Source organism: Serratia sp. ME47 (genome assembly GCF_903970925.1).
GTDB classification, from domain to species: Bacteria; Pseudomonadota; Gammaproteobacteria; order Enterobacterales; family Enterobacteriaceae; genus Serratia; species Serratia ureilytica.
In genome coordinates this window covers 118,632-144,736 of the sequence record NZ_CAJCKE010000001.1, presented here as the reverse complement: position 1 = coordinate 144,736, position 26,105 = coordinate 118,632, and the positions used below count along the sequence as shown (strand labels likewise).

Below are 26,105 nucleotides of genomic sequence, written 5' to 3'. Positions count from 1 at the left end.
AAACGGCAGTTCAATAAACCTGAAATAAGGCATTTTTTGCGCCATTGTTTATACTTCGATATGTTAAAAATTTAACGTCAAAATAACTGGAAGCATTTTTCACCGAGGGCGCAAGACCCGAGAAATATAAAGACAACTCGTTAATTTCACAATTTTATTGTTGCTCGTTGTTATTAAGCGGGCGATGCGAAACGGTTTTGCCTGTGTTTTTTAAGGTGGCCGTCTTGTGAAAGTTATTCCTTGTTGTGGAACGCTTTTCTTGTAGAAAGCATGAAAAGACAAACAAGATGAATCTTATTTGGCTCGCGGCGGAAATGTGAATGTTTGCGTCATATTTCGCTCGGGCGCTGAAGCGATTTCTATTTTTCAAAAAAATAAAATTATCATTTTGTTACATTATTATTGAAGAGCTGCCTATGTCGTTAATGCTGAGCGTCATCGTCCCGATGCACAATGCGGGAGAACTGTTAGAACCTTTCCTGGCTTCGTTGCTTGCTCAACGAGAACAGCGGTTGGAGGTGATCATCGTTAACGATGGTTCCACCGACGGTTCGGGGGAGGTCGTCCACCGCTATGCGGCGGCGCATCCGCATATTCGGGTTATCGATCAGGCGAACGCCGGCGTTTCCAATGCGCGTAATGCCGGGCTCGCCGTTGCCCGAGGAAAATACGTGGCGTTTCCCGACGCTGACGATCTGTTGGCGCCGGAAATGTATTCCACGCTGCTCGAGCAGGCCGAACGGCACCAACTAGACGTGATGCAATGCAATGGCGAACGCTATTTTGCCAGCGAGGACGAATTGCAGCCGATTTTTCCTCAGGAGCGTTTACGCACCACTGATGTTATCACTGGCGTTCAATGGTTCGAACGCGCGTTGAAATCGCGAAAGTTTATTCACGTTGTGTGGTTGGCAATATATCGTCTCGATTTTATCCGCCAGCATCGGCTCTATTTTGAACCGGGCTTACATCACCAGGATATTCCCTGGACGACGGAGGTCATGTTTAATGCCAAGCGGGTCAAATATTTAAGCACGCCGCTGTACCGCCAACGGGTGCACGACAAGTCGATCAGCAATCGCCGCCGCACCGGCAAGGCTAACGTGGATTATCAGCGCCACTATATGAAAATCGTCGAAATGCTTGAGCGGCTCAACCTGCGTTATGCGAGCACCATCGCCATTCGGCCGGCGTTCCATTGGCAGATCACCCGCGAAGCGCTGGGGATTTGCCACAGCATTCGCCGTGAGCCGGATCCGGCCGCTCAGAATCAGATTACCGAAGAGTTTTACCAACGTGGCATCGACAGAGCGATGCTCGCCAATGCGCGCGGCGTGAAGCAGGGGTGGCATGTCATGCTGTGGCGGCACCGTTTAAAGCAGTGGCGCAACGATAACGGCTGTTCACAGCCGGCCTGAGGCACAAGACGTTGGGATCCGCCGCGTTAGCGCGTATACTCCTTCTCCCTTTTGCCGGAGAGAACGACACATGCATGCAGGTATGCCATTACTGAGCCACGCGGAGCAGCAGGAAGCGGCGGATCGCATCCATCAGCTGATGGAACAGGGCATGAGCAGCGGTGAGGCCATTGCTCGCGTTGCGCAGGAAATTCGTGAGAAGCATCAGGGCGCTCATGTCGCGGTGCTGTTCGATGACGAAGACGAACAGCAGGATGCCGCGCCGGAGGCGTCGCGGGATGACGATGCTGAAGAAGACGAAGACTATTGATGTTATCGGGGCCGCGCAAGCGGCCCCGTCAGTTTTAGCGGTTGACCGCCACGGCGGCGGCGGCCTGTTTCGCCAGCTCCACCGCGAGTTCCGTGGTGTCCGCCGTCGCCAGCGCTACACCCAGGCGGCGCTGGCCGGCGATTTCCGGCTTGCCGAACAGACGCAGCTGGTTGTGCCCGCGCAGCGCGTTTTCCAATCCGCTGAAGCGCACATCGGTGCTGGTGAGCTGTGGCAGGATCACCGCTGAAGCGGAAGGGCCGAACTGGCGGATAGCGCCGATCGGCAAACCGAGAAACGCGCGCACGTGCAGGGCGAACTCAGACAGATCCTGTGAAATCAACGTGACCATGCCGGTATCGTGCGGGCGTGGCGACACTTCGCTGAAGATCACGTCGTCGCCACAAACGAACAGCTCCACGCCGAACAGCCCGAAGCCCCCCAGGGCCTTCACCACTTTCTCGGCGATAGCCTGGGCCCGGCTCAGCGCCGTAGCCGACATGCGTTGCGGCTGCCAGGATTCGCGGTAATCCCCATCCTCCTGACGGTGCCCGATCGGCTCACAGAAATGCACGCCATCCACGGCGTTGATGGTCAGCAGCGTAATTTCGAAATCAAATCTTACCAGCCCTTCGACGATCACCCGGCCACCGCCGGCACGGCCGCCCTGTTGGGCGTAATCCCAGGCGCTTTGCAGCTGTTCGGGCGTGCGGATCAGGCTCTGGCCTTTGCCGGAAGAGCTCATCACCGGTTTGACGATGCACGGGTAGCCGATATGCTCAACCGCCTGGCGGAAGGCGATTTCACTGTCGGCAAAGCGGTAGCTGGAGGTGGGAAGACCGAGCTCTTCCGCCGCCAGACGGCGGATGCCTTCACGGTTCATGGTCAGGCGTGTGGCTTCGGCGCAGGGCACTACGCGGTGGCCCTGGCGTTCAAGCTCGACCAGCATGGCGGTGGCGATCGCTTCGATTTCGGGAACGATATAGTCCGGCCGCTCGTGTTCGATGACGGCTTTCAACGCGTCACCGTCCAGCATATTGATGACGTGGCTGCGGTGCGCCACATGCATGGCCGGCGCATCGGCGTAGCGATCGACAGCGATCACCTCCAGACCGAGGCGCTGGCATTCAATGGCGACTTCTTTACCCAGCTCGCCTGAGCCGAGCAACATGACGCGGGTGGCGGAAGGGCGCAGGGCGGTTCCAATCGTTAACATAGTTTCGTACCTGGATCGGTGAAAGTAAGCGGATTGATGATCGGCGGGCAGTATATACGAAAACGATTGCGCGCGCAGCCGCCGCCCCGGTTTTGTTGCTAACTGGCTGTTTTTATAACAAACAGAAATATTTGCCCTGTATGAGCGATTGTGCGTTAATAACCGACGGCGAAAGAAGGCCTACTTATCGAAAGGTTTTCGCGTCTCGTGCCGTCAAGGCAGGTTTATCAAGTAAAGGAAACACAAATGAGCAAGATCACTGGTCACGTTAAATGGTTCAACGAAAGCAAAGGTTTCGGCTTTATTACCCCTGCCGACGGCTCTAAAGACGTTTTCGTTCATTTCTCCGCTATCGTCAGCGATGGTTTCAAGACCCTGGCTGAAGGCCAGCAGGTTGAGTTCTCCATCCAGGACAGCCAACGTGGCCCAGCCGCAGCCAACGTCGTTGCGATTTAACGACTGCGTTGCCGAGAAACCCGCCGCCGGCGGGTTTTTTTATGCCCGCACCCCGTAACGCCGCCCATCTCTGTTATGATTTACCGCTGATTCGGCGCTTACCTGCGGGCGCGCCGCCATTCCATTCGTCATATAAGAGTTATCGCCGTGAGCACAGTTTCTTTTTCTTCCCTGCCGCTGCCAGCCGAACAGTTGGCCAACCTCAACGAACTGGGGTACGCCGAAATGACGCCGGTACAGGCCGCCGCATTGCCCGCCATCCTGCAAGGGCGGGACGTGCGCGCCAAGGCGAAAACCGGCAGCGGTAAAACGGCGGCCTTCGGCATTGGTCTGCTGAACAGTATCGTCGTCGGTCAGGTCGCCACGCAGGCGCTGGTGCTTTGTCCCACCCGCGAGCTGGCCGATCAGGTGAGCAAAGAGCTGCGTCGCCTGGCGCGTTTTACGCAAAACATCAAGATCCTGACGCTGTGCGGCGGCCAGCCGATGGGGCCGCAGCTCGATTCGCTGGTGCATGCGCCGCACATCGTGGTGGGGACGCCGGGCCGTATCCAGGAACACCTGCGCAAGAAAACGCTGCAGCTGGACGAGCTGAAGGTGCTGGTGCTGGATGAGGCCGATCGCATGCTGGACATGGGGTTCGCCGACGACATCGACGATGTGATCAGCTATACGCCGCCGCAACGTCAGACGCTGCTGTTTTCCGCCACGTACCCGGCAGGCATCGAGCGCATCAGCGCGCGCGTTCAACGCCAGCCGCTGAGCGTCGAGGTGGACGATGGCGAAGCGCAGACCTCCATCGAACAACGCTTTTATGAGACCACGCGCGATCAGCGCCCAGCGCTGCTGGTGTCGGCCATTCGCTATCATCAACCCGCGTCCTGCGTGGTGTTCTGCAATACCAAGCGCGACTGTCAGACGGTGCTTGAGGCCCTGGAGGCCCGCGGCATCAGCGCGCTGGCGCTGCATGGCGATCTGGAACAGCGCGACCGCGACCAAGTGTTGGTGCGTTTCGCCAACCGCAGTTGCCGGGTATTGGTGGCGACCGACGTCGCCGCACGCGGGCTGGATATTAAAGAGCTGGAGTTGGTGGTCAACTACGAGCTGGCGTTCGATCCCGAAGTGCATGTGCACCGTATTGGCCGTACCGGCCGCGCTGGCATGAGCGGGTTGGCGATCAGCCTGTGCACGCCGCAGGAAATGGCGCGTGCGCACGCGATTGAAGACTATCTGCAGATGAGCGTCGACTGGTCGCCGGTGTCCGAGCTGAGCGGGGCGGCCAACGGCTCGCTGGAGGCGGAAATGGTGACGCTGTGCATCGACGGCGGCCGCAAGGCGAAGATCCGTCCCGGCGATATTCTCGGGGCGCTGACCGGTGATGCCGGGCTGACGGCGGCGGAAGTGGGCAAGATCGATATGTTCCCGGTGCATGCCTATGTCGCGATCCGCAAAGCCAGCGCGCGCAAGGCGCTGCAACAGTTACAGCAGGGCAAAATCAAAGGCAAAAGCTGCAAGGTGCGGCTGCTGAAATAAGCCAAAGGCGGGCGGCGGTTTGCCTTCCCGCCACGATCTATTTATACTGTATATAATAACAGTAATTTGAGTATTTGAGGACGCACGCATGGCGGTTGAAGTTAAATATGTGGTGGTGAGAAACGGTGAGGAAAAAATGACTTTCGCGAGCAAGAAAGAAGCCGACGCCTACGACAAAATGCTGGATCTGGCGGACAACCTTGGGGAGTGGCTGCAGCAGGCGCCGCTGAACCTGGATGACGAACAGCGCGAAGGGCTGAGCTTCTTCCTGGCGGAAAACAAGGATGCGCTGGGCCTGATTCTACGCGGCGCATCGCCGGCGGAAACCCTCAAGAAACCAGCGGAAAGCAAAGCGAAAAAAGCGGCCTCTACCCCAAAAGAGGGATCTGTGTCAGAAAAGCAGGCGGCATAATGACTTATGTTGCGGTGTTGTGATGAAAAAGGATCTAAAATGAGCCGTGAAATAACTTTCTTCAGCCGCTTTGAGCAAGACATTCTGGCCGGGCGTAAAACCATCACCATTCGGGATGCCAGTGAATCGCATTTTGAACCGGGTGAGGTATTGCGCGTCAGCCGCAATGAGGATGGTGTATTTTTCTGCTTTATCGAAGTGCTGTCGGTAACGCCGGTGCGCCTGGATGCGCTGACCGAACGCCACGCACAGCAGGAGAACATGTCGCTCGGCGAACTGAAGCAGGTGATCAAGGAAATCTATCCGGGCCTGGATGCGCTGTTTGTCATTGAGTTCGTCAAACGGTAACCCTTTGCCGAAGCCCTGTTGTGAGCCAGGGATGGGCGCCCGGATAGCGCTAATCACAACGGGAGGACATATGAAAAAAACGGGTTTGGCTATCGCCTTGTTGGCCATGATGGGAGCATCGACGACGGTGTGGGCGCAGGATCACGAACAGCGCACCGCCAAGGTGGGGCAGTGTGCGGGCCTGCAGCCGGCGGATATCGCCGCCCAGGTCAAGCGCGACTTCTTGCAGAACCGCATTACGCGCTGGGAGTCGGACAAAAAGCTGCTGGGTACCGCAACGCCGATTGCCTGGGTTAGCCCGGATGCCATCAGCGGCAAGGATCAGGTATGGCAGGTGCCGTTGACGGTGCGTGGCACCAAGGCAGATAAAACCTACAACGTGACGCTCAACTGCAACACCGGCGAAATCGCCTACAGCGCCCCACAGTAACGCTTTCCCGGCAGTAAAAAGCCCGCCGAGCGGCGGGCTTGATGTTCTCAGGCGGCGTCAGTCGCTGAACGGAATCACCAATTCACCCGGTTTCACTTCCAACCCTTTCGCCAGTTTTTTCGCCAGCGCTTCGGTTTTGCTGTTGTCAGGATTCAGCACATAAGCCGGCTTTTGGTCGAAGTAGGATTTCAGCGACTGGTTCAGATACGGCGTCAGCGCTTTCATCACCGTCTGCATTTTTTCCGGCTGCACGCTGTAATCGGTCAGCTCCATGTCCTTCAGGAAAATGGCGCCCTGCGCCCGGTCATAAACCGGCTGCGCCTTCAGCGTCAGCTTCAGATCAGCGGTCTGCGGGCCGAGAATCGACGTGATGTTGACCTTGGCGTCGCCGGAAAGGGTGACTTTACCCGGTTCGCTGCGGCCGATCTGGCTTTGCAACTGAGTCAGCACGATGTTGGCGTCCAGCAGGCCGGGCACGCCGATTTGCTTCTGATAGTCGTTATGTTTCTGCAGGTAGTCATTCACTTCCTGCTCACTCAGGGTGTACTGGGTCAGTTGATTGCAACCGGCCAATACGCCGGCGAACAGCAGGGCGGCTGCGCCCATCAGGATCTTCTTCATTAATGCCTCATTGCGACTGCTGGCGAAAAGTGCTGCAGATAATTGATTAATCATTATAAACGCTCCGCCTGCGCGTGAAAACGGCAGGCGGAGGTATGGCGGGAATAGTGCGCGTAAAACAGGGCGAGACCTATCGGATAACGCCGAAAGCGTCAGCGCCGTAATCGCAGCGCCAAGAGGATCACGCCGGCCAGGCAGGCTGCGCCTCCCAACAGCGGGAACAGCGGAATGCCCCACAGCCGCAGCGACGAATGCATCAGATAAGGCGCCAGCCCCAGGGCAAAAGCGGCGGTGACGATGGCGATGGCCAGGGTAACGGCGCTGCGCTCCAGCGCTTTGCTCAACTGACCGAGGTTCTTGACGTTAATATCGGCATTGAGCTGCCCGCGTTTCAGGCGGCGCACCAACAGCCGCAGGGTTTGCGGCAGCTCCTCTCCGGCGTCGAGCGCTTCCCCGCCCAGGGTCAAGAGCCGTTGGCGCACGGCGTCTGGGGCATAACGTTGCAGCACCGTTTGTTGCAGCATCGGTTTGAGCGTGGCGACGATGTCAAAGGCCGGATCCAGCCGGTGCAGCACGCCGTCGGCGGTGATTAAGGCCTTGAACAGCAGCACCAGATCCGGCGGCAGCGCCAGCTGGTGCTCACGCGCCATCACCAACAGGTCAGTGAGGGCTTTGCCGAGCGTCAGGGTGGCAGCGGCCTGCTTGTCGAGAAAGTTTTGCGCCGCCAGCTCCAGGTCCATCAGATCCAGCGGTTCGCTGTCCGACCAGGCGATCAGCGTGTTGACGATGCCTTCGGACTGACGATCGGCGATGGCCTGCAGCAGCAGGAGCAACTGGTTGCGCCGCCGTTCTGACAGCTGGCCCACCATGCCGAAGTCGATGAAGCCGACGCGATCGCCGCTCAGCGCCATCACGTTGCCGGGGTGCGGATCGGCGTGATACAGCCGGTGCTCCAGCACCATGCTCATAAAGGCGCGGGCGCCGCGCTGCGCCAGCAGCGGGCCGTCAAATCCCGCTTCCGCCAACTGCCGGGGGTTCTCCGGCGCGGTGCCGGGCAAGTATTCCTGCACTAACAGACGCGGGGAAGACCATTGCCAATAGATTTTCGGCACGACCACGTCGGGTTCACGCGCAAACATGCCGGCGACGCGATCGCAGTTATGCCCTTCATGGGTCAAATCCAGTTCATGATTGAGCGCCGTCGCCAGCGCTCTGACCATCTGCCGTGGTCGATAGCGCGCCAGCGCCTGACTCTGCTGCTCCACGGTTTCCGCCAGCGAGGCCAGCAGCCGCAGATCGGCGTGAATGGTTTTTGCCAGGCCGGGGCGCAGCACTTTCACCACTACCTGTTCGCCGCTGTGCAGGCGCGCGCGGTAAATTTGCGCCATCGACGCCGCGGCCAGCGGTGTGCGATCGAATTCGGCAAACAGCTGCTCGGGATCATCGCCGAGATCGGCGATGATCTGCGGCGCCAGCATTTCCCATGGCAACACCGCCGCCTGGCTGTGCAGACGATCCAGTTCGTCGGTCCAGGCCGGATCCAGCAGGTCAGAACGCGTGGCCAGGATCTGGCCGAATTTGACGAAGGTTGGGCCGAGCGCCTCGAGCGCTTCGCGCAGCCGCTGAGGAAGGGGCTGCGCGCTCTGCCGGGCGGGCTCACCGCGGGCGCCACGCAGCAACGCCCCCAGGCCCAGCAGGCGCAGAACGTCTTGCAAACCATAACGAATCAGAACGGAAGTAATTTCCTTCAGCCGCGCCCGATCGCGAGCGGTGGCGAGCACCATTTTCAGCATCAGTACGCCATATCCTTTTTGTGACTGTCGAACGTTATTGTTCCATATCCAGCAGCAACGGCACTTCGCTGCGCTGCGCCATGCGGTTGCGGTAGGCTTCCACGTTGTCCGGCAGGGCAACCCCGGCGACGATCGACAATGAGCGCAGCAGCGGGAACAGATGAATATCGTCCTCAGAAAGCTCGCCGTTCACGGCGTCGGCGGAGACGATCAGCGGTGACAGCGTTTGCAGGTCGGCCTCCAGTTCGGCGATCAGATCGGCGCTGTTGGCGAGATGCTCGGCGAAATTACCGATTGACGCCTGCTTTTTATCGATAAAGTAACGGCGGGCGCTGTCGGTGGCAAATTCTTCGAAATCGGCATGCGCAATACGCGGCAACAGCAATTTGGCCGCATAACTGTCGACCCGGCGCAACCACTCGGCGATGGCCGGGTTGGTGCGGCCGGTCAGCACCGGTTTGCCGTCCAAGCCATCGACATAGCGCACGATATCCAGGCTTTCCGGCATCGCTTCGCCGTCGTCTTTGATCAGGATCGGCACCATTTTTTTGCCAATCAGATTGAACGGGGTCGTCTCATCGTCGTTGAGCAACGTGACCAGGCGAATCGGAAGATGTTTCAGGCCGAAAATCATGCGGGCTTTAACGCAGAATGGGCAATGATCGTAAATGAACAGTTTCATGCTTGCTCCGGGTTGTCAGGTTTTAACAGCAATAGTTACCACAGCTTATCGAGGCTGTCTTGAAACGCGTGTGTTGGATGGTGCGTTATTGCGATATTGCCCGCGCAACAGGCGCGGGCGAGGAGTGCTATTTCTTGACCGGTACCGAGTTGAGCACATCGATCAGGTGAATGCGGGCTTGTTCCAAATCGATCTGATCGCGTTCGTTGGCGGCGGTGACGACCTGCAGCTGTTTGATAATATCGTTTTTCAGGCCGGCGTCGCTGGCGAGGATATGCGCCAGCGCCTTTTCCACCAGGGTGGAGCGCGCATAAATCATGCGCAAGTTCAGTATCATATGTTCGAGTAGTTGCGGTAATTTGGCTTCTTCGCTCATGCCGACGGGCTCCTGTGGGTGTTTTTACTAACAGGATAGCAGCTGTTGCCGATTCGGCCGGATTTCTATGGCGTTAGCCGCCGCGCAGTATCACCGACGCGTTGCGCCGCGGGCTGAATTGCCAGTACAGCGCCAGCAGCGTGGCGAAGCCGACGGCGCCGAGCAGCAGCCAGGGCAGCTCCGGCATGTTCATCATCCGCCCGGTATCGTACATCCAACCGCCGCCGGTATATCCCAACGCACCGCCCAACGCCAACCCGAGGCGGCTGAAACCCATGTAGCTGCCGCGCGCCCGCGGATCGGCCAGCGACGCGCTGAGCGTTTCGCGCGCCGGCTCGGCGATGATCGAACCCAGATAGAAACAGCAGATCAGCGTGAACACGCCTTGCAGGCTGCTGGCAAGGCCGATCGGCAGCAGGCTGAGCGTCATCAGCAGCAGGCCCGCCATCAGGCGTTGTTCAAGCCGAAAATGTTTTTCACCCCAACGCGCCAGCGGATAGAGCAGCGACAGCGACAGCGCCGCTTCGATCGCGTACATCCATTTCACCGCCGCCGGTGAGCCGGCAATTTCATTGACCACGATCGGCAGCATCAGCATCACCTGTACCGCCAGCATATAGTAGCCGGTCAGCGTCAGGACATAGGTGAGGAAGCGGCGATCGCGCACGACCCGCAACATGCCTTCTTTCATCGGTACGCGCACGGTGGAGATGCGATAAGCCGGCAGTAACCAGGCGTTCCAGCCTGCGGCCAGCACGAAGATCGCCGCCCCGACCCAGCAGACAAAGTGGAAATCGTATTGCAGCAGCCAACTGCCGATCAGCGCGCCGACTACCGCGCCGGCGCTGTCCTGCATCATCAACAGCGAGAAAAAGCGGCCGCGTTCGTGCGGACGGGTCAGTTTGATCACCAAAGCGGTGCGCGGCGGATCGAACAGCGTGCCGCCGAGGGCCGACAGCGCGCAGGAGAACCACAGGATCCACGGCGCATCGGCCATCGCCATGGTGGCGAAACCGGCGGCGCGCAGCAGCATGCCGGTGACGATCATCGGCTTGGCGCCAAAGCGATCGGCGACCGCGCCGCCAAAGATGCCGAGCCCTTGTTGCAGCAACTGACGCAAACCCAGCGCGATGCCGACGATCAGCGCGGCCCATCCCAGCTGATCGACGAAGCGGATCGAAATAAGCGGGAACACGACAAAGAAGCCTAAAACCACCAGCAGGTTGTCGAGCAACAGAAAATATTTACCCAAGCTGCGCGCTTGCGACACCAGAGACATGCATCACCATGAGCAATTAAGAGAGAGGGGGAAGGCAACCCCACCATTCTCTACCCAATTGGCGGACGGCGACAGGGGCGGAGTAGATAATATTTTTTTATCGTCAAGGTGTTACCTGAACTGCAAAATTGGCGGAAAAACGCCGTAAAACGCGTATTCGGCGATTTACTGAGCGGCCGGTATTTTACCTCGGGGGCGGCCTACGGTTATATTGAATGCAAGGGAGCGCGGTTCTGAGGCGCTATTGGCAACATAAAGTCATGGCCTCAGATCGGCGTCGGATAATTATCCTCGACGCTTCCTAATAAATACTTCTTATCGAACCGTTTTGACCGCGGGGGAAATGATGTTCGGCTACCGCTCTGCATCGCCAAAAGTACGTCTTACTACCGACCGGATGGTGGTCCGTTTAGTGCATGAACGGGACGCCTATCGTCTGGCGGACTATTATGCCGAGAACCGGACCTTTCTCAAACCCTGGGAGCCGGTGCGCGATGAAAGCCATTGTTATCCGTCCGGCTGGCAGGCGCGCCTGGGGATGATCGCTGAAATGCAAAAGCAGGGCAGCGCCTACTATTTTATCCTGCTCGATCCGGAAGAGCAGGAAGTCCGCGGCGTGGCGAACTTCAGCAACGTGTTGCGCGGTTCGTTTCACGCCTGCTTCCTCGGTTATTCGCTGGGGGAGAAATGGCAGGGGCAGGGGTTGATGTTCGAAGCCTTGCAGTCCGCCATCCGCTATATGCTGCGCCAACAGCGCATGCACCGCATCATGGCCAACTATATGCCGCATAACCAGCGCAGCGGCGCATTGCTGACGCGTCTGGGATTCGAACGCGAAGGTTACGCCAAAGATTACCTGCTGATCGACGGCAAGTGGCAAGACCACGTTTTGACGGCATACACCAATAAAGAGTAGCTACCCCCACGTTGAGGCCAAACGATGAAATATGAATTGAACGCCAAAGAGGCCCGGGTCATCGGCTGCCTGTTGGAAAAACAGGTGACGACGCCGGACCAATACCCGCTTTCGCTTAACGCCATTACCCTGGCCTGTAACCAAAAGACCAACCGCGAGCCGGTGATGGATCTGAGCGAAAGCGAGGTGCAGCAACTCCTCGATCTGTTGCTGCGCAAACATTTCCTGCGCACCCTCAGCGGGTTCGGCAATCGGGTCGTGAAATACGAGCAGCGGTTTTGCAATTCCGAGTTTGGCCAGCTGAAGCTCTCTCCCGCCGAACTGGCGGTGATCGCCACCTTACTGCTGCGCGGCGCGCAAACGCCGGGCGAGCTGCGCACGCGCACCAACCGAATGCACGAGTTCAGCGATGTCAGCGAGGTCGAACAGGTGCTGCAGCAGTTGACCACGCGCGAAGACGGCCCGTTCGTAGTGCGCCTGGCGCGCGAGCCGGGCAAGCGCGAAAGCCGCTTCATGCATCTGTTCAGCGGGCCAATCGATGAGGCGCCGCCGGCGCTCGAGTCGGAGATCGACGGTGAATTGAGCGCCAGGGTCAGCGCGTTGGAAAACGACGTGGCGGAGCTGAAACGGCAGGTGCAGCAACTGTTGGCGAGGGAAACGCATGACTAAATTGCGCGTGGGCGTGGTGGGGCTGGGCAGCATCGCGCAGAAGGCCTACCTGCCGATCCTCAGTCAGGCGGCGGACTGGACGCTGGTGGGCGGCTTCTCGCCTAATCAACAGAAAGCGCAGCCGCTGTGCGACAGCTACCGCATGGCCTGTTTCCCTCGGCTGGACAGCTTGGCCGAACAGTGCGATGCGGTCTTTGTCCACAGCAGCACCGCCAGCCATTTTTCGGTCATTGGCGAGCTGCTTAACCGTGGCGTACATGTTTACGTCGATAAGCCGCTGGCGGAAACGCTGGAGCAGGGCGAGCAGTTGCTTGAGCTGGCCGAGCGGCGGGGCAAAACGCTGATGGTGGGGTTCAACCGCCGTTTCGCGCCGCTTTACCGCCAACTCAAGCAGCAAATGAATCAGCCCGCCTCCATTCGCATGGATAAACATCGGGCGGACAGCGTCGGCCCTCACGATCTGCGCTTTACCCTGCTGGATGACTATCTGCACGTGGTGGACACCGCCCTGTGGCTGGCGGGCGGAGGCGAGCAACTGCTGAGCGGCAGCGTGCGCGCCAACGCTGCAGGCGAAATGCTGTACGCCGAGCACCACTTCGCCTGTGGCGATACGCTGGTGACGACCAGTATGCATCGCCGCGGCGGCAGCCAGCGCGAAAGCGTGCAGGCGGTGTCAGACGGCGCGCTGTATCAGTTGACCGATATGCGCCACTGGCTGCGCGAAGATGCGCAGGGCGAGTTGGAACAGCCGGTGCCGGGTTGGCAAAGCACGCTGGTGCAACGCGGTTTCGACGGGGCGGTGCGGCATTTCCTCTGCGCCGTCGCCAATCAGAGCGCGCCGGAAACCGGCGGCGAGCAGGCGCTGGTTGCGCAGCGGGTGGTCGAGCGTTTGTTACGCGATAACTCTATGTAACATATGGCGGTAGCTATTCTTTTCCGGATGCGTAAACTGAGCCGATTGTTTCACTGACGCCTGCTGTTGCAGGCGTTGATATTTACGGTACCTATCAGACAACCACATGAACCTACTCAAATCCTTGGCTGCCGTCAGCTCGATGACGATGTTTTCGCGGGTGTTGGGCTTTGCCCGCGATGCGATCGTCGCGCGCGTGTTCGGGGCCGGCATGGCAACGGACGCCTTCTTCGTGGCGTTCAAACTTCCTAACCTGCTGCGTCGTATCTTTGCCGAAGGCGCATTTTCGCAGGCTTTCGTGCCGATCCTGGCGGAATATAAGAGCCAGCAGGGCGAGGAAGCGACGCGCACCTTTATCGCCTATGTCTCCGGGCTGTTGACGTTGGTGCTGGCGGTGGTGACGGTGCTGGGGATGCTGGCCGCGCCCTGGGTGATCTATATCACTGCGCCGGGCTTTACCGATACGCCCGACAAGTTTGCGCTGACGTCGGCGCTGCTGCGCATTACCTTCCCCTATATTCTATTGATTTCGCTGGCCTCGCTGGTGGGGGCGATCCTCAATACCTGGAACCGTTTCTCGATCCCGGCCTTTGCGCCAACGCTGCTTAACGTCAGCATGATCGGCTTCGCGCTGTTCGCCGCGCCGTATTTCCACCCGCCGGTGCTGGCGCTGGCGTGGGCGGTGGTGGTCGGCGGCGTGCTGCAACTGGGCTATCAGCTGCCGCACCTGCGCAAGATCGGCATGCTGGTGCTGCCGCGCATCAAATTGGGCGACGCCGGGGTCTGGCGGGTGATGCGCCAGATGGGGCCGGCGATCCTTGGGGTGTCGGTCAGCCAGATCTCGCTGATCATCAACACGATCTTCGCATCGTTCCTGGTGTCCGGCTCGGTGTCCTGGATGTACTATGCCGACCGCCTGATGGAGTTTCCTTCCGGCGTGCTGGGCGTGGCATTGGGCACCATCCTGCTGCCGTCGCTGGCCAAAAGCTTCTCGAGCGGCAACCACGACGAGTATTCGCGCCTGATGGATTGGGGGCTGCGCCTGTGCTTTCTGCTGGCGCTGCCGAGCGCCATCGCGCTGGGTATTTTGGCCAAACCGTTGACCGTCTCGCTGTTCCAGTACGGTAAGTTCAGCGCCTTTGACGCGGCGATGACGCAACGCGCGCTGGTGGCTTACTCGGTGGGGCTGATGGGGCTGATCGTGGTTAAGGTGCTGGCGCCGGGCTTTTATTCGCGTCAGGACATCAAAACGCCGGTCAAGATCGCCATCATTACGCTGATCATGACGCAGGTGATGAACCTGGCGTTTATCGGTCCGCTGAAGCATGCCGGCCTGGCGCTGTCGATCGGTTTGGCGGCCTGCCTGAACGCCGCGCTGCTGTATTGGCAGTTGCGCAAGCAGAAAATCTTCCAGCCACAGCCGGGTTGGGCGCTGTTCCTCACCAAGCTGGTGATTGCCGTACTGGTGATGTCGGCCGTGCTGATTGGCTTGATGTGGCTGATGCCGGCCTGGGATCAGGGCAACATGCTGGAGCGTTTGCTGCGCTTGGCGGCGGTGGTGGTGGCCGGTGTGGTAGCCTACTTCGGCGTGCTGGCCGGGTTGGGTTTCCGCCCGCGTGATTTCGCGCGCCGGGTCGTCTGAGCCGAGTGAAAGCGTAAAAAAAAAGGTCGCCACGGCGACCTTTTTGCTTTTCTGCGCGGCGCGGTTTACATGCGCTCGACGGTTTCGATGCCCAGCGTATCCAGGCCGGTTTTCAGCGTTTTGGCGGTCAGCAGCGCCAGCTTCAGGCGGCTCTGACGGGCTTCTTCGCTGTCGGCGTTGAGGATCTGACAGTGCTCGTAGAAGCCGGAGAACAAGCCGGCCAGATCGTACAGGTAGCTGCACATGACGTGCGGTGTGCCTTCACGCGCGACGGCGGTGAGCACCTCTTCGAACTGCAGCAGGCGAGTGGCCAGCGCAATTTCACGCTCTTCGGTCAGGGTCAGCGGCAACGTCAGGCTGCTTTCGTCGATCCCGGCGCGTTTGAATACCGATGCCACACGGGTATAGGCGTATTGCATGTAAGGCGCGGTATTGCCTTCGAAGGCCAGCATGTTATCCCAGTCGAAAACATAGTCGGTGGTGCGGCTTTTCGACAGATCGGCGTATTTCACCGCGCCGATACCGACCACGCGAGCGATGGTCTTCATTTCGTCTTCCGGCATGTCCGGGTTTTTGCCGGCGATCAACTGCTCGGCGCGTTCGATGGCTTCATCCAGCAGGTCGGAGAGCTTCACGGTGCCGCCTGAGCGGGTTTTGAACGGCTTGCCGTCTTTGCCCAGCATCATGCCGAACATGTGATGTTCCAGCGAGACGGACTCCGGTACATAACCGGCTTTGCGCACGATGGTCCAGGCCTGCATCAGGTGCTGATGCTGGCGGGAATCGATGTAATACAGCACGCGATTGGCGCCCAGGGTCTCGTAGCGATACTTGGCGCAGGCGATATCGGTGGTGGTATAGAGGTAGCCGCCATCCTTTTTCTGGATGATGACGCCCATCGGGTCGCCGTCCTTGTTCTGGTATTCGTCGAGGAACACCACGGTGGCGCCTTCGCTTTCCACCGCCAGCCCTTTGGCTTTCAGATCGGCGACGATGCCCGGCAGCATCGCGTTATACAGGCTTTCGCCCATCACGTCGTCTTCGGTCAGCGTGACGTTCAGGCGGTTATAGGTCAGCTGGTTTTGCGCCATGGTGATGTCGACCAGCTTGCGCCACATTTTCAGGCAGTATTGATCGCCGCCCTGCAGCTTCACGACGTAAGCGCGTGCGCGCTCGGCGAACTCGGCGTCTTCATCGTAATGCTTCTTGGCTTCGCGGTAGAACTGCTCGAGATCGGACAAGCCCATATCGCTGGCGTTTTCATTCTGCATTTTTTCCAGGTAGGCAATCAGCATGCCGAACTGGGTGCCCCAGTCGCCGACGTGGTTGGCGCGGATCACTTTATGGCCCAGAAACTCCTGAGTACGCGCTGCGGCGTCGCCGATGATGGTGGAGCGCAGGTGGCCGACGTGCATTTCTTTCGCCACGTTCGGCGCAGAATAGTCGATAACGATGGTTTGCGGTTCAACCGGCGCAATGCCCAATTTCGGTGCGTTCAGCACCTGGTCGGCCTGGCGGGCGACCCAGTCGCTGTTCAGGAAGATATTGATAAAGCCGGGGCCGGCGATTTCCACTTTACTGGCGACGTCGCCGAGATCCAGCAGTTGCACCACTTTTTCCGCCAGTTGACGGGGCGGCATGCCCAGCTTTTTGGCGACTGACATCACGCCGTTGGCCTGGTAATCACCAAACTGCGCCTTGGCGGATGGGCGGACCTGCGCTTCGCAATCGGCTGGCGCGCCAGCGGCGATCAGCGCCTGGCTGACTTTATCTGAAAGAAGAACCTGAATATTCACCGGGTTACCTTAATGACGAACGAGGGGCCGAAACCAGCCCCCGAGGGATTCAACGGTGGTGGCCAACGGCGCGCGGGCGGCGGCGACCTCCACAAAACAGCCTGCAATTGTAACCGATCTGAGGGAGCCCGTCAGCAGTTGGCGCGACCGCAGCGATGAAACAGTTGCGGAGGCGCGCGTTATTGCCGTGGGGGTAAAAGATGGACAACCGAGAGAAGATATACGGTGGAAAAAATGAGGGGCTAGCGTTTTTTATTGCGGCGACCGGAATCCAGCGTATTGGTGCTGCGAGATTTAAAATGACGGTAGATGGCGTATACGGCGATAATTATCAACACCAAGGATATCGTCAGCAATAACATAATGATCATCTCTAATTTAAATTTCCCCCAAAGTAGCCGAGTTGAGTGGGTGAATCAATTGCCCGGCATTAAATTAAGATAATCCTTACTTTTTCATCATTTTTTGTGCTGCATTCTCTTTGTTTACAATTGGTTAAGCTTGTGGTTTTGTGTGACTTATATAAGTGGGCGAGGTTTGATTAAGCGCAAAAAATCAATCGATTTGGCCCGCAGGTGGCGGAGGGTTTTGTGCAAAATAACTTAAATTTTACTGTCATAAGGAAATGATATAATGGATTGCGAAAAATCCTATTTTTTATTTAATTGCCGAATTAATAAGCTGCCATCTTAATAAGCGCTGGGTTTTTCGTCCTCCATCCAGAACCGAAAATTATGCTGTACTGCCGCTGAAAAATCTCGCCACTCTGGCGAGCGCCGTCGCCACCGTGTAAATTACGGCGTTTAACTTTGCGCTCGTTGTTTTGAGGTTTCTATGACCAATCCCTTGCAGGCCATTGCCGAGCTTGACGATCTGAGGCTCGACCTGCCGCGTTTCGAGCAGGCGTTGCAACAATTCGCCGCCAGATTGCAGCTTGACCTGTCCTCGTTTACCGCCGATCACATTTCCTTGCGCTGTCACCAGAACGCTACCGCCGAACGCTGGCGCCAGGGATTGATGCAGTGCGGGACACTGTTGTCCGAATCGATGATCAACGGGCGGCCTATCTGTCTGTTTGATTTACAGCAGCCGCTGGCCGTTGGGCCGTGGCGGATAGATTGCGTCGAGCTGCCGTATCCCGGGGAGAAACGGTATCCGCATGAAGGGTGGGAACATGTCGAGCTAGTGCTGAGCGGCGATCCGCAGACGTTGCACGCCCGCGCGTTGAGCCATCTCGCTGATGAAGCGTTGCTGGCGCCGGGGATCAAACTGAAGCAAAGCTCGCCAAAAGGCGAGGGCGAGCGGTTGCCGAACCCGACGCTGGCCATCACCGATGGAACGGTCACGATCAAGTTTCATCCTTACTCCATTCGGGACATTGTCGCCAGCGAGCAAGACTAGTCGAACAGCGTGGCGCAGGCCCGCGCCATGCGATCGAGCGCTTCATCGAGCAGAGCCCGCCGGCAACCGAAGTTCAGTCGTACAAAGCGCCGATCGCCAAAATCCAAACCGGCGCTTAATCCAACGCCCGCACGCTCGAAGAACTGATGCGGATTGTCTACCGGCAATGCGCCGCAGTCGATCCAGGCCAAATAGGTGGCTTCAATCGGCAACAACCTCAATCCCGGCATGGCGTTGATGCGCTCTGTCACCCTATCGCGATTGGCGCGCAGATAAATCAACTGCTCGTCCAGCCAGGGTTGCCCGTATTGATAGGCCGCTTGGGCGGCGACCAGCGCCAGCAGATTGACCTCCGGCACGATGCCGCTGCGCGCGCGTTTCAGCTTTTGTCGCAGCGCCTCATTAGGGACGATCGCCATCGAGGCGCCCAGCCCGGCGAGATTAAACGCCTTTGACGGCGACATCAGCGTTACGCTGCGCTGGGCCGCGTCTTCGTTCAGGGTGGCGAAAGGAATATGCCGTGCGCCGGGTTCAAGCAGCAATTCGCAGTGGATTTCATCCGAACAGACGATTAAATCGTGCTCGCGGGCGAACTGATGGTGCTGCGACAGCTCTTCTCGACGATAAACGGTGCCTCCGGGATTTTGCGGGTTGCACAGCAGCAGGAGCTTCTCATTGCCGCTGAGCTGCCCATGCAGCGCGGAAAAATCCAGCACCCAACGTTGGCCTGTTGCCGCCAGCGGTACCGAGAGGTGCTTGCGCCCGGCGAATTTGGCCGCTTTGCGAAATGGCGGATAAATGGGGCTGGGCGCGAGCGTGCTCTGATGGTCTTCGGTGAAGGCGCGCACGCACAGGTTCAAGCCGCACACCAGGCCGGGCAGGAAAAGGATCCATTCAGGCTTGATGTGCCAGCGGTAGCGCTCTACCATGCGGCGGGTAAAAACCTCAAGAAGATCGGGGGATGGGTGCGTGTAGCCGAACACGCCGTGCGCCACGCGCCGCTGCAAGGCGTCGATGACCGCCGGCGGGGAGGCGAAGTCGCTGTCGGCGACCCACAGCGGAATGATGTCGCGGTCGCGATATTTATCCCACTTAACGCTGTCACTGTGACTGCGGTCTACCCATTGATCAAAATTGAATGCCATAGTTACAACCCTGAGCCGGTTTATGCCTAAGCATGAGCCTACGTGAGAAATGAAGAAATGAACAATTGCCGCCGTATGTTGGCCGTTATCTGGGGGTGACAATGATAAAACTGGAAGTTTGTTGCTTTAGCGTCGACTGCGCGCTAACGGCCGAACGGGCGGGCGCCGATCGTATCGAGTTATGCGCCAGCCAGAGCGAGGGCGGATTGACGCCGAGTTATGGCACGCTGCGTTTGGCGCGGGAACGGGTTTCGATTCCGGTTCATCCGATCGTACGCCCTCGCGGTGGCGATTTCTGTTATGGCGCGGTGGATTTCGAGGTGATCAAGCAGGATATCCGCCAGATCCGCGAGTTGGGATTCCCCGGCGTGGTCGTCGGCATGCTGGACGAAGAAGGGCATATCGATCTGCCGCGGATGCGCGAGGTAATGACGTTGTGCGAGGGGATGGCTGTCACGTTCCATCGCGCATTCGACATGTGTCAAAACCCGATGGTGGCGCTGGAGCAACTGACCGACCTGGGCGTGGCGCGCATTCTGACTTCCGGTCAACAGCAGAGCGCCGAACTGGGCCTGCCGCTGTTGCGTGATTTGCGTCAGGCCAGCCAGGGTCCGGTGATCATGGCGGGCGCCGGCGTGCGTCTGAGCAATTTGCACAAGTTTGTCGATATCGGCCTGCATGAATTGCACAGCTCTTCCGGCCATCTGGTGCCATCGACCATGCGTTATCGCAAGGCGGGGGTCACCATGTGTTCCGATAACGAGTTTGACGAATTTAGCCATTATTGCGTGGATGGCGAAATGGTGGAGGCGATGAAAAACGCGCTGGCCTTGGTTGACCCCTTGGCGCAAAGCGCATAAACACGCAGCTAACCGCGTTTGATAACCGGTTTCCGGGCCGTAAGACCCCTTTGCGTGTCACTGAACCATCGGTGATCACGCAAGTACCAGGCCCCGGCGTTTTGCCGGGGCTTTTTTTATGCCTTGTTAAGACACTGCGCCCATTCCTGCACTGCTGCTCGCTCGGTCAGGCGCCATCTCTTCTCTTGCGCTTGCCATGCCCTGCTGATAAGTTTGTGAGTTAAAATCCTTTAAATATCATAATATTAAATGATTTTTTGGTATGTATTGGCGTGGTGAATGATTTGCGCTCTGCCACTCATTATCGCGTCTGCATTTCTATACCTGTTCACCGCCGGTTTTTATGGCCGGAACATCACAGCACCAATGAGGAGAGCCCTCGGCGCAGCCACAGAGCACGTCGACGGCGGACTTTACAAGGAGATAACGATAATGACCCGAACGGCACACTGTTTGACCGCTGCGCTTTTGCTGACCTTGGCCCTGACCGGCTGCCAGACCACTAAGCGGCCTGTTTCTACCTTAAGTAAGCCCCCCAGCGCAGAAGAAATTGCGGAGCAAGACAAACGGCAACGTGAGGCCGAACGCATGCAGCAGTGCCAGCGCGAGCTGGATGCCATGCGCGGCATGGATAACGAAAAATACCAAAAATTCAAACGCGAATTCGATGCTTTGATGGGCGGCGCCGCGCAGTATGCCGGGGTGCGTCAGCGGGTCAACACGGGGACGCAGGAAACCGTTGACGCCCTGTATCGTTATCGCACCAGCCGTCTGTGCGCAGACATCAGTTCTGCCATGATGACCGGTCTGGCTGAGCGTGGAGAGCGCACCCAATGACCCCGCGTGCGAGAAAGGCGTTACTGAGCCTGATGATACCGTTGGCGTTTGCGCCGGCGGTGGCCGCTGCGGATGACGATGTGCCGGCGTTATTGCAGTTTGCCGAGCGCTACCAGCGGCAGGATGCACCGGCCGCGGAGGCTGATGCCGCCGTCACGCAACCCCAGGCCCCCCAGAAGTCGGCATCCCGCCAGGTTCAAACGCGTGAGGCGACGGCGCAGAAGCAGCAGCTGGCGCAGTGGCAAAAGGCGCTGCGCGAGAAAGATGCCCGACTGGAGCAACAGCAGGCTTCCATTCAATCACTGCAGCAGGAGCTGACCGCGTTGCGCGTCGCGTCTTCCCTGGCGGCTGCCGATAAACCGGCTCCGGCGCCCGATCTGAGCGCGTTGAGCGACTTTGCCAGCGGCGTGCGACAGGCGCTGAACCTGACGCCGCAGGAGCGTAAGGCTCAGGCGCAAATCGCCGAGGCGCAAGCGGCGTTAGCGCGGCAAAAGCAGCAAACCGAGGAGCGGGATCGACGCATCGCATCGCTGGAGCAACGGTTGGCGGCGTTGCCAAAACAGTCTGATAACGCGCAGCAACAGGTTTGGCAGGAGAAACTGGCGGCGGCGCAAGCTGCCAATGATAAAGCGCGCCAGCGTTATGAACAGGACCGAAAAGCGGCCGCCGCTGAACTGGAACAGCAGAAGGCCGAAGCCGCCGAGGCGCTCGGCGTACTGCAACAACAACTGACGCAGTTGCAAAAAGAGCAGGAAAGCCAACGCCAGCAGGGTGGGCAGCAAGAGAAAAACCTGAAGATGGCGCTCGAGCAGCAAAAGGCCGAGGCCGCCAAAGCGGCGGGCGAACTTCAACAGCAGTTGGCAGCGCTGCAAAAAGAGCGTGATGACCAACGCCAGCAGGCCGAGCAGCAAGAGAAAAAACTGAAGATGGCGCTGGAGCAGCAAAAGGCCGAGGCCGCCAAAGCGGCGGGTGAACTTCAGCAGCAGCTGGCGCAGCTGCAGGAAAAAAACAAGACGCAAACCGAACAAGCTAAGGCGCTGGAACAGCGTCTGGCGGCGCTGACGGCGGAAAGCGCGCAGGCTGCGCAGCAACGGGATAAAGCGGCGCAACAGGCGGATAAAACGGCGACGGAGCTGGCGGCCGCGCATCAGGCGCAGCATGCCTTGCGTGAGGAACTGGACGGGCTGAGATCGCGGGCCAAATGGCTGCCGGATAGGCAAGCGCTGAAGAAAAAGCCGGAGCAACAGAGCTATGCCGCCGGTGTCGCTTTGGGGCGCGATATTCAAACAATGCTGGCGGAACGTAAAAATTGGGGTATCACGCCCGACAAAACCGTGCTGCTGGCGGGCGTGATCGATACCTTCAACGGCCATTACCAGTTGAGCGATGCGCAGTTGACCAGCGCACTGGCGGAGTCGGAAAAAGCGGTGAACGACGCCAGAAACCAGGCGGCGAAGACGCAGGCCAGCAAAGGTGAGGCGTTCGTCGCCGAGTTCCAAAAGAAGAAGGGCACGCAGAAGTCGCCTTCCGGTTTCTGGTATCGCATCGATTATGCGGGTGATGAGGCCATTACGGAAAACTCGCGGGTGGATATCGTGGTGAAAGAAAGTTTAACCGACGGTCGCGTGATTCAGGATATGGATCGCAGTGGGAAGGTGATGTCCCAGCCGCTCTCCGCCTATCCGCCGTTGTTCCGCGAGGCTATCGGCCATCTGAAAAATCACGGCTCGCTGACGATGGTGGTGCCGCCGGCGTTGGCGTACGGTGAAACTGGCTATGCGCCGCAGATCCCGCCAAACGCGACGATGGTTTATGAACTGCGGATTGTCGATGTCAGTAACGGGTGAAGGCGGGCCGGCGCAGGCCGGCCCGATTAGCGTGCGCTAGGGCTTTTTGGCGGTCAGCACGGCGCGCAGCGGCGCCGGATAGCCTTCGACCGTTTTGCTGCGATCGTTCGGATCGAGGAATTCGGCCAACGATTCGCTGGTCATCCAGTCAGTGCGTCGCTGCTCTTCGAGGCTGGTGACGCACATATCGGCGATCTTCACGTCGACAAAGCCGCACTTCTCCAGCCAGCATTTCAGCGCTTCGGCGGAAGGGATGAAATACACGTTGCGCATCTGCGCATAACGATCGCCCGGCACCAGCACCTGGTGACGGTCGCCTTCCACCACCAGCGTTTCCAACACCAGCTCACCTTCAGCCACCAGCTGATTCTTCAACTGATGGAGATGATCGAGCGGCGAGCGGCGATGATACAGCACCCCCATCGAGAACACGGTGTCGAACGCCGCCAGATCCGGCAACTGCTCGATGCCGAGCGGCAGCAGATGGGCGCGCTGATCGCCGCCCAACAGTTTGCGCACGGCTTCAAACTGGCACAGGAACAGCTGCATCGGATCGATACCCACGGCGAAGTGTGCGCCGGCGCCAATCATGCGCCACAGGTGATAGCCGCTGCCACAGCCGACGTCGAGAATGGTGCGGCCGGCCAGCGGAGAAATGTGCGGCAGTACGCGATCCCATTTCCAATCGGAATGCCATTCGGTATCGATATCGATGCCATACAGCGAGAAGGGCCCTTTGCGCCACGGCATCAGGGTGCGCAACATTTTCTCGATGCCTTCAAGCTGGCCCGGCGACAGCCCCGGCTCCATCTCGGCGCGCACGCCGTGCAGCAGATCGAGACGGGTGGGAGTCAGCGTCGGCAAATGCTCTACCGAGTTGAACCACTGCTTGAATTTGCCGTGCAGCGATTCGCGCTGCCAGGCGCTCAGCTGAGCGGGCAGCGTATCCAGCCAGTGGCTGAGGGGGCTCTTGGCAATGCGCTGATAGAAGTCACCAAACTCGATCATTGCGCATCCCCCGCTTTCAGAGCGATCAATGAACCGAAGTTGAAGCACTGGAACCACACTTCGGCATGCTCGAATCCGGCCTGTTGCAGACGCGCCTTGTGCGCTTCCACCGAGTCGGTGAGCATCACGTTTTCCAGCATGCTGCGTTTTTGGCTGATCTCCAGCTCGCTGTACCCGTTGGCGCGCTTGAAATCGTGGTGCATGTTGAACAGCAGCTCGCCGACTTCGGCGTCTTCAAAGCTGAACTTTTCCGACAGCACCAGTGCGCCGCCCGGGCGCAGGCCACGATAAATTTTTTCCAGCAGGCGCAGGCGATCGGCAGGTTCGAGGAACTGCAGCGTAAAGTTCAGCACCACCATCGAGGCGTCTTCGATGTCGATGTCGCGAATATCGGCTTCGATGACGTCGACCGGCGTGTCGGCGCGGAAGGCGTCGATATGGCGGCGGCAACGTTCCACCATCGCCGGCGAATTGTCGACGGCGACGATAGTGCAGCCGGGCACCCTGATATTCCGCCGCATCGACAGCGTCGCCGCGCCCAGCGAGCAGCCCAGGTCATACACCCGGCTGTCGGGTTGCACAAAACGTTCGGCCAGCATGCCGATCATCGAGATGATGTTGGAATAGCCGGGAACGGAGCGTTGGATCATGTCGGGAAACACTTCGGCGACGCGTTCGTCGAAGGTCCAGTCGCCCAGTTTGGCGATGGGGGCTGAGAAAAGAGTATCGCGGTTTGGCATAGCGGCAAATCAGTTCAGAATTCGAAGCTGCGTAGTCTAACAGAAAAGCGTAAAAAAACGGAGCGGAAGCAGGCGGCGCGGCCGCCTGATGATAAAACGGGATCAATGCAGGCTGAAAATCAGATCCCAGGGCAGATAGAAGATATTTGCCAGAACCATCAACAACAAAGAGATGTAGGTCGCGGCCATGCCCGAACGACGCCAGCGAACCTCGCGGTTGCGCAAACCGTAGTAATGCACCAGTCGCCCGGCCATCAGCATCAGGCCGCAAAGGTGGATCATCCAGATTTCCGCGCCGTTCATTTCCATAATCACCAGCAATACAGCAGCGATAGGAATGTATTCAACGGCGTTGCCATGCACGCGGATGGCGGTCTGCAATTCGTAAAAACCGCCGTCGCCGTAGGCTACGCGGTACTGCATCCTTAATCTGACAACGTCATAAGAGAGTTTGATCAACAACAATGCGCCGAGCACCACATAAAGCGCGCTTACCATTTTTAACTCCGTTCCCTAACCAAAACTGGCAGCCAGCATCATAGCCGTCATTGTATTCACTGTCGCGGGGAAATATTTGATGTTATTGGTCAGATTAATAGGTCAAAACAGTGCATCTTGCTCTGGCCAGTCCGGCGGCGCAGGCAAATCGGGGATCGCCCGGCGCAGCTGCTGCCAAATTTTTTGCGCTTGCTGGGGTGAATCGCCGTTGTCCGGCGTATGAATAAACAGATACGGTTGATGCTGTTGCTGCCACAGCGGCAGTTTTTGCTGCCAGGCTTCGAACCAGCGCAGGTTGTCGGCCAATTGGTCGCCGCCGATAAAGCGCACCAGCGGTTGGTCGGCGGTGACCAGCGCGTGCACCGGCAGCTTCGGTTTTTTCTGCTGGGCATCGCGCACGGCGGCGGTATTAGGGGCGGCGTGATGCACCGGGCGGCTGTCGAGGATCACCCGATTGATGCCGCGCTGATGCAGCCCCTGATTCAACGCGCGCTCTTCCTCGCCTTTGGCGAAAAATGCCGGATGACGCACTTCGACGCCGTAAGTGAACTCCTGCGGCAGGCTTTCGAAGAACTGCCACATGCGCGGCAGCTCATCGGGGCCGAAGGCTGCGGGCAACTGCAGCCACAATTGCCCGATGCGTTGATGCACCGGGCTCAGGCAGTGGTAAAACGCCTGCAGCTCGGCGGCGCAGTTGCGCAGGGCGGCCTTATGGCTGATGTCCGACGGGAATTTGAAGCAAAAGCGAAAATCGTCGCCGGTCATGTCGCGCCAGCGCTGCACGATTTCCAGCTTCGGCAGCGCATAGAAGGTGGTGTTGCCCTCCACGCAGTTGAAGTAGCGGCTGTAATCCGCCAAGTCGCGCAGCCCGATACGGTTCCAGGCTGCATGTTGCCACTGTGGCAGTCCGATGTAGATCACGGCTTGTCTTCCTTTACTTGTGCTTGGCTTATCAGGCTACAACT

Annotated in this window: 28 protein-coding genes; 16 read left to right on the top strand and 12 right to left on the bottom strand. The window is 58.7% G+C overall.

The annotated features are described in order from the left end of the window. Positions 1-416: 416 nt before the first annotated feature. Positions 417-1,418: a glycosyltransferase gene (locus H7A77_RS00750; RefSeq protein ID WP_182073689.1), complete on the top strand. Its 1,002-nt coding sequence runs from the start codon at positions 417-419 to the stop codon at positions 1,416-1,418. A gap of 70 nt (positions 1,419-1,488) precedes the next feature. Beyond that, positions 1,489-1,728: a YoaH family protein gene (locus H7A77_RS00745; RefSeq protein WP_033643378.1), complete on the top strand. Its 240-nt coding sequence runs from the start codon at positions 1,489-1,491 to the stop codon at positions 1,726-1,728. A gap of 34 nt (positions 1,729-1,762) precedes the next feature. On the opposite strand, the gene purT is transcribed toward H7A77_RS00745, so the two are convergent. Next, entirely contained in the window at positions 1,763-2,941 is a 1,179-nt protein-coding gene (purT, locus tag H7A77_RS00740; protein ID WP_033650935.1) for a formate-dependent phosphoribosylglycinamide formyltransferase, read from the bottom strand. Between the two features lie 246 nt (positions 2,942-3,187). Between purT and cspC the strand changes: the two genes are divergently transcribed. From cspC to yebF, 5 genes are all read left to right on the top strand, one after another. Then, positions 3,188-3,397 (top strand): cold shock-like protein CspC, encoded by a 210-nt coding sequence (gene cspC, locus H7A77_RS00735; protein ID WP_004927572.1) that lies wholly within the window; start codon positions 3,188-3,190, stop codon positions 3,395-3,397. Positions 3,398-3,544: 147 nt separating this feature from the next. Next, positions 3,545-4,927 (top strand): ATP-dependent RNA helicase DbpA, encoded by a 1,383-nt coding sequence (gene dbpA, locus H7A77_RS00730; protein WP_033643376.1) that lies wholly within the window; start codon positions 3,545-3,547, stop codon positions 4,925-4,927. An 88-nt stretch (positions 4,928-5,015) separates the two neighbouring features. Then, a complete protein-coding gene (locus H7A77_RS00725) occupies positions 5,016-5,339 on the top strand; it encodes a YebG family protein (RefSeq protein ID WP_182073688.1) in 324 nt (107 codons plus the stop codon). A 39-nt stretch (positions 5,340-5,378) separates the two neighbouring features. Further along, entirely contained in the window at positions 5,379-5,687 is a 309-nt protein-coding gene (yqfB, locus tag H7A77_RS00720) for a N(4)-acetylcytidine aminohydrolase (protein ID WP_004927562.1), read from the top strand. Between the two features lie 70 nt (positions 5,688-5,757). Continuing rightward, a complete protein-coding gene (yebF, locus tag H7A77_RS00715; RefSeq protein WP_089191905.1) occupies positions 5,758-6,117 on the top strand; it encodes a protein YebF in 360 nt (119 codons plus the stop codon). Positions 6,118-6,174: 57 nt separating this feature from the next. Here the strand turns inward: yebF and H7A77_RS00710 are convergent, their stop codons facing one another. From H7A77_RS00710 to mdtH, 5 genes are all read right to left on the bottom strand, one after another. Further along, positions 6,175-6,738, bottom strand: a complete 564-nt coding sequence (locus tag H7A77_RS00710; RefSeq protein WP_016927416.1) for a lipoprotein — start codon at positions 6,736-6,738, stop codon at positions 6,175-6,177. Positions 6,739-6,890: 152 nt separating this feature from the next. Beyond that, positions 6,891-8,531 (bottom strand): AarF/ABC1/UbiB kinase family protein, encoded by a 1,641-nt coding sequence (locus H7A77_RS00705; RefSeq protein ID WP_182073687.1) that lies wholly within the window; start codon positions 8,529-8,531, stop codon positions 6,891-6,893. A 34-nt stretch (positions 8,532-8,565) separates the two neighbouring features. Continuing rightward, positions 8,566-9,213 carry a glutaredoxin 2 gene (gene grxB / locus H7A77_RS00700; RefSeq protein ID WP_182073686.1) on the bottom strand — a complete coding sequence of 216 codons (648 nt, stop codon included), beginning with the start codon at positions 9,211-9,213 and terminating at the stop codon, positions 8,566-8,568. A 127-nt stretch (positions 9,214-9,340) separates the two neighbouring features. Beyond that, positions 9,341-9,589 (bottom strand): hypothetical protein, encoded by a 249-nt coding sequence (locus H7A77_RS00695; RefSeq protein ID WP_033643371.1) that lies wholly within the window; start codon positions 9,587-9,589, stop codon positions 9,341-9,343. A gap of 73 nt (positions 9,590-9,662) precedes the next feature. After that, positions 9,663-10,868 (bottom strand): multidrug efflux MFS transporter MdtH, encoded by a 1,206-nt coding sequence (mdtH, locus tag H7A77_RS00690; protein ID WP_033643370.1) that lies wholly within the window; start codon positions 10,866-10,868, stop codon positions 9,663-9,665. Positions 10,869-11,214: 346 nt separating this feature from the next. Between mdtH and rimJ the strand changes: the two genes are divergently transcribed. From rimJ to murJ, 4 genes are all read left to right on the top strand, one after another. Continuing rightward, positions 11,215-11,784 carry a ribosomal protein S5-alanine N-acetyltransferase gene (gene rimJ / locus H7A77_RS00685; protein ID WP_182073685.1) on the top strand — a complete coding sequence of 190 codons (570 nt, stop codon included), beginning with the start codon at positions 11,215-11,217 and terminating at the stop codon, positions 11,782-11,784. Positions 11,785-11,808: 24 nt separating this feature from the next. Beyond that, positions 11,809-12,453, top strand: coding sequence for a YceH family protein (locus tag H7A77_RS00680; protein WP_042784746.1), 645 nt, complete (start codon positions 11,809-11,811; stop codon positions 12,451-12,453). After that, positions 12,446-13,366: a Gfo/Idh/MocA family protein gene (locus H7A77_RS00675; protein ID WP_182073684.1), complete on the top strand. Its 921-nt coding sequence runs from the start codon at positions 12,446-12,448 to the stop codon at positions 13,364-13,366. Before H7A77_RS00680 ends, H7A77_RS00675 begins: the two co-directional genes overlap by 8 nt. 106 nt (positions 13,367-13,472) lie before the next feature. Continuing rightward, positions 13,473-15,008, top strand: a complete 1,536-nt coding sequence (murJ, locus tag H7A77_RS00670; protein ID WP_033643367.1) for a murein biosynthesis integral membrane protein MurJ — start codon at positions 13,473-13,475, stop codon at positions 15,006-15,008. Between the two features lie 65 nt (positions 15,009-15,073). Here murJ and argS read toward each other — a convergent pair whose 3' ends face one another. Further along, a complete protein-coding gene (argS, locus tag H7A77_RS00665) occupies positions 15,074-16,804 on the bottom strand; it encodes an arginine--tRNA ligase (protein WP_033650942.1) in 1,731 nt (576 codons plus the stop codon). A 200-nt stretch (positions 16,805-17,004) separates the two neighbouring features. On the opposite strand from argS, the gene H7A77_RS00660 reads away from it, so the two are divergent. Beyond that, positions 17,005-17,163 (top strand): hypothetical protein, encoded by a 159-nt coding sequence (locus H7A77_RS00660; RefSeq protein WP_154219869.1) that lies wholly within the window; start codon positions 17,005-17,007, stop codon positions 17,161-17,163. A gap of 475 nt (positions 17,164-17,638) precedes the next feature. Continuing rightward, positions 17,639-18,205: a VOC family protein gene (locus tag H7A77_RS00655; protein WP_164057242.1), complete on the top strand. Its 567-nt coding sequence runs from the start codon at positions 17,639-17,641 to the stop codon at positions 18,203-18,205. Here H7A77_RS00655 and H7A77_RS00650 read toward each other — a convergent pair. Next, positions 18,202-19,350, bottom strand: coding sequence for a MalY/PatB family protein (locus H7A77_RS00650; protein ID WP_182073683.1), 1,149 nt, complete (start codon positions 19,348-19,350; stop codon positions 18,202-18,204). The two genes, H7A77_RS00655 and H7A77_RS00650, sit on opposite strands and share 4 nt — an antisense overlap. Positions 19,351-19,451: 101 nt before the next feature. Here H7A77_RS00650 and cutC point away from each other — a divergent pair, with 101 nt between their 5' ends. The 3 genes from cutC (at position 19,452) to H7A77_RS00635 (ending at position 22,894) form a co-directional block, all read left to right on the top strand. Beyond that, positions 19,452-20,210, top strand: coding sequence for a copper homeostasis protein CutC (gene cutC, locus H7A77_RS00645; RefSeq protein ID WP_033643362.1), 759 nt, complete (start codon positions 19,452-19,454; stop codon positions 20,208-20,210). Positions 20,211-20,642: 432 nt separating this feature from the next. Further along, positions 20,643-21,047, top strand: a complete 405-nt coding sequence (locus tag H7A77_RS00640) for a hypothetical protein (protein ID WP_033643360.1) — start codon at positions 20,643-20,645, stop codon at positions 21,045-21,047. Next, positions 21,044-22,894, top strand: a complete 1,851-nt coding sequence (locus H7A77_RS00635; RefSeq protein ID WP_182073682.1) for an FKBP-type peptidyl-prolyl cis-trans isomerase N-terminal domain-containing protein — start codon at positions 21,044-21,046, stop codon at positions 22,892-22,894. Before H7A77_RS00640 ends, H7A77_RS00635 begins: the two co-directional genes overlap by 4 nt. 36 nt (positions 22,895-22,930) lie before the next feature. On the opposite strand, the gene cmoB is transcribed toward H7A77_RS00635, so the two are convergent. From cmoB to H7A77_RS00615, 4 genes are all read right to left on the bottom strand, one after another. After that, positions 22,931-23,902: a tRNA 5-methoxyuridine(34)/uridine 5-oxyacetic acid(34) synthase CmoB gene (gene cmoB / locus H7A77_RS00630; protein WP_072627505.1), complete on the bottom strand. Its 972-nt coding sequence runs from the start codon at positions 23,900-23,902 to the stop codon at positions 22,931-22,933. Then, positions 23,899-24,642 (bottom strand): carboxy-S-adenosyl-L-methionine synthase CmoA, encoded by a 744-nt coding sequence (cmoA, locus tag H7A77_RS00625; protein WP_033650946.1) that lies wholly within the window; start codon positions 24,640-24,642, stop codon positions 23,899-23,901. Before cmoA ends, cmoB begins: the two co-directional genes overlap by 4 nt. 102 nt (positions 24,643-24,744) lie before the next feature. Continuing rightward, positions 24,745-25,140 carry an MAPEG family protein gene (locus H7A77_RS00620; RefSeq protein ID WP_004932387.1) on the bottom strand — a complete coding sequence of 132 codons (396 nt, stop codon included), beginning with the start codon at positions 25,138-25,140 and terminating at the stop codon, positions 24,745-24,747. Between the two features lie 102 nt (positions 25,141-25,242). After that, positions 25,243-26,058, bottom strand: a complete 816-nt coding sequence (locus H7A77_RS00615; RefSeq protein WP_096242837.1) for a DUF72 domain-containing protein — start codon at positions 26,056-26,058, stop codon at positions 25,243-25,245. Between the last annotated feature and the right edge of the window lie 47 nt (positions 26,059-26,105).

Coding starts and splice junctions, on each gene's coding strand:
- H7A77_RS00695 (WP_033643371.1), bottom strand. CDS start 9,589: ATGAGCGAAGAAGCCAAATTACCGCAACTACTCGAACATATGATACTG.
- mdtH (WP_033643370.1), bottom strand. CDS start 10,868: ATGTCTCTGGTGTCGCAAGCGCGCAGCTTGGGTAAATATTTTCTGTTG.
- rimJ (WP_182073685.1), top strand. CDS start 11,215: ATGTTCGGCTACCGCTCTGCATCGCCAAAAGTACGTCTTACTACCGAC.
- H7A77_RS00750 (WP_182073689.1), top strand. CDS start 417: ATGTCGTTAATGCTGAGCGTCATCGTCCCGATGCACAATGCGGGAGAA.
- purT (WP_033650935.1), bottom strand. CDS start 2,941: ATGTTAACGATTGGAACCGCCCTGCGCCCTTCCGCCACCCGCGTCATG.
- H7A77_RS00705 (WP_182073687.1), bottom strand. CDS start 8,531: ATGCTGAAAATGGTGCTCGCCACCGCTCGCGATCGGGCGCGGCTGAAG.
- H7A77_RS00725 (WP_182073688.1), top strand. CDS start 5,016: ATGGCGGTTGAAGTTAAATATGTGGTGGTGAGAAACGGTGAGGAAAAA.
- H7A77_RS00745 (WP_033643378.1), top strand. CDS start 1,489: ATGCATGCAGGTATGCCATTACTGAGCCACGCGGAGCAGCAGGAAGCG.
- H7A77_RS00680 (WP_042784746.1), top strand. CDS start 11,809: ATGAAATATGAATTGAACGCCAAAGAGGCCCGGGTCATCGGCTGCCTG.
- cutC (WP_033643362.1), top strand. CDS start 19,452: ATGATAAAACTGGAAGTTTGTTGCTTTAGCGTCGACTGCGCGCTAACG.
- cmoA (WP_033650946.1), bottom strand. CDS start 24,642: ATGCCAAACCGCGATACTCTTTTCTCAGCCCCCATCGCCAAACTGGGC.
- H7A77_RS00635 (WP_182073682.1), top strand. CDS start 21,044: ATGACCCCGCGTGCGAGAAAGGCGTTACTGAGCCTGATGATACCGTTG.
- cspC (WP_004927572.1), top strand. CDS start 3,188: ATGAGCAAGATCACTGGTCACGTTAAATGGTTCAACGAAAGCAAAGGT.
- H7A77_RS00620 (WP_004932387.1), bottom strand. CDS start 25,140: ATGGTAAGCGCGCTTTATGTGGTGCTCGGCGCATTGTTGTTGATCAAA.
- H7A77_RS00660 (WP_154219869.1), top strand. CDS start 17,005: ATGGACAACCGAGAGAAGATATACGGTGGAAAAAATGAGGGGCTAGCG.
- murJ (WP_033643367.1), top strand. CDS start 13,473: ATGAACCTACTCAAATCCTTGGCTGCCGTCAGCTCGATGACGATGTTT.
- H7A77_RS00655 (WP_164057242.1), top strand. CDS start 17,639: ATGACCAATCCCTTGCAGGCCATTGCCGAGCTTGACGATCTGAGGCTC.
- H7A77_RS00675 (WP_182073684.1), top strand. CDS start 12,446: ATGACTAAATTGCGCGTGGGCGTGGTGGGGCTGGGCAGCATCGCGCAG.
- yebF (WP_089191905.1), top strand. CDS start 5,758: ATGAAAAAAACGGGTTTGGCTATCGCCTTGTTGGCCATGATGGGAGCA.
- cmoB (WP_072627505.1), bottom strand. CDS start 23,902: ATGATCGAGTTTGGTGACTTCTATCAGCGCATTGCCAAGAGCCCCCTC.
- H7A77_RS00710 (WP_016927416.1), bottom strand. CDS start 6,738: ATGAAGAAGATCCTGATGGGCGCAGCCGCCCTGCTGTTCGCCGGCGTA.
- H7A77_RS00640 (WP_033643360.1), top strand. CDS start 20,643: ATGACCCGAACGGCACACTGTTTGACCGCTGCGCTTTTGCTGACCTTG.
- yqfB (WP_004927562.1), top strand. CDS start 5,379: ATGAGCCGTGAAATAACTTTCTTCAGCCGCTTTGAGCAAGACATTCTG.
- H7A77_RS00650 (WP_182073683.1), bottom strand. CDS start 19,350: ATGGCATTCAATTTTGATCAATGGGTAGACCGCAGTCACAGTGACAGC.
- grxB (WP_182073686.1), bottom strand. CDS start 9,213: ATGAAACTGTTCATTTACGATCATTGCCCATTCTGCGTTAAAGCCCGC.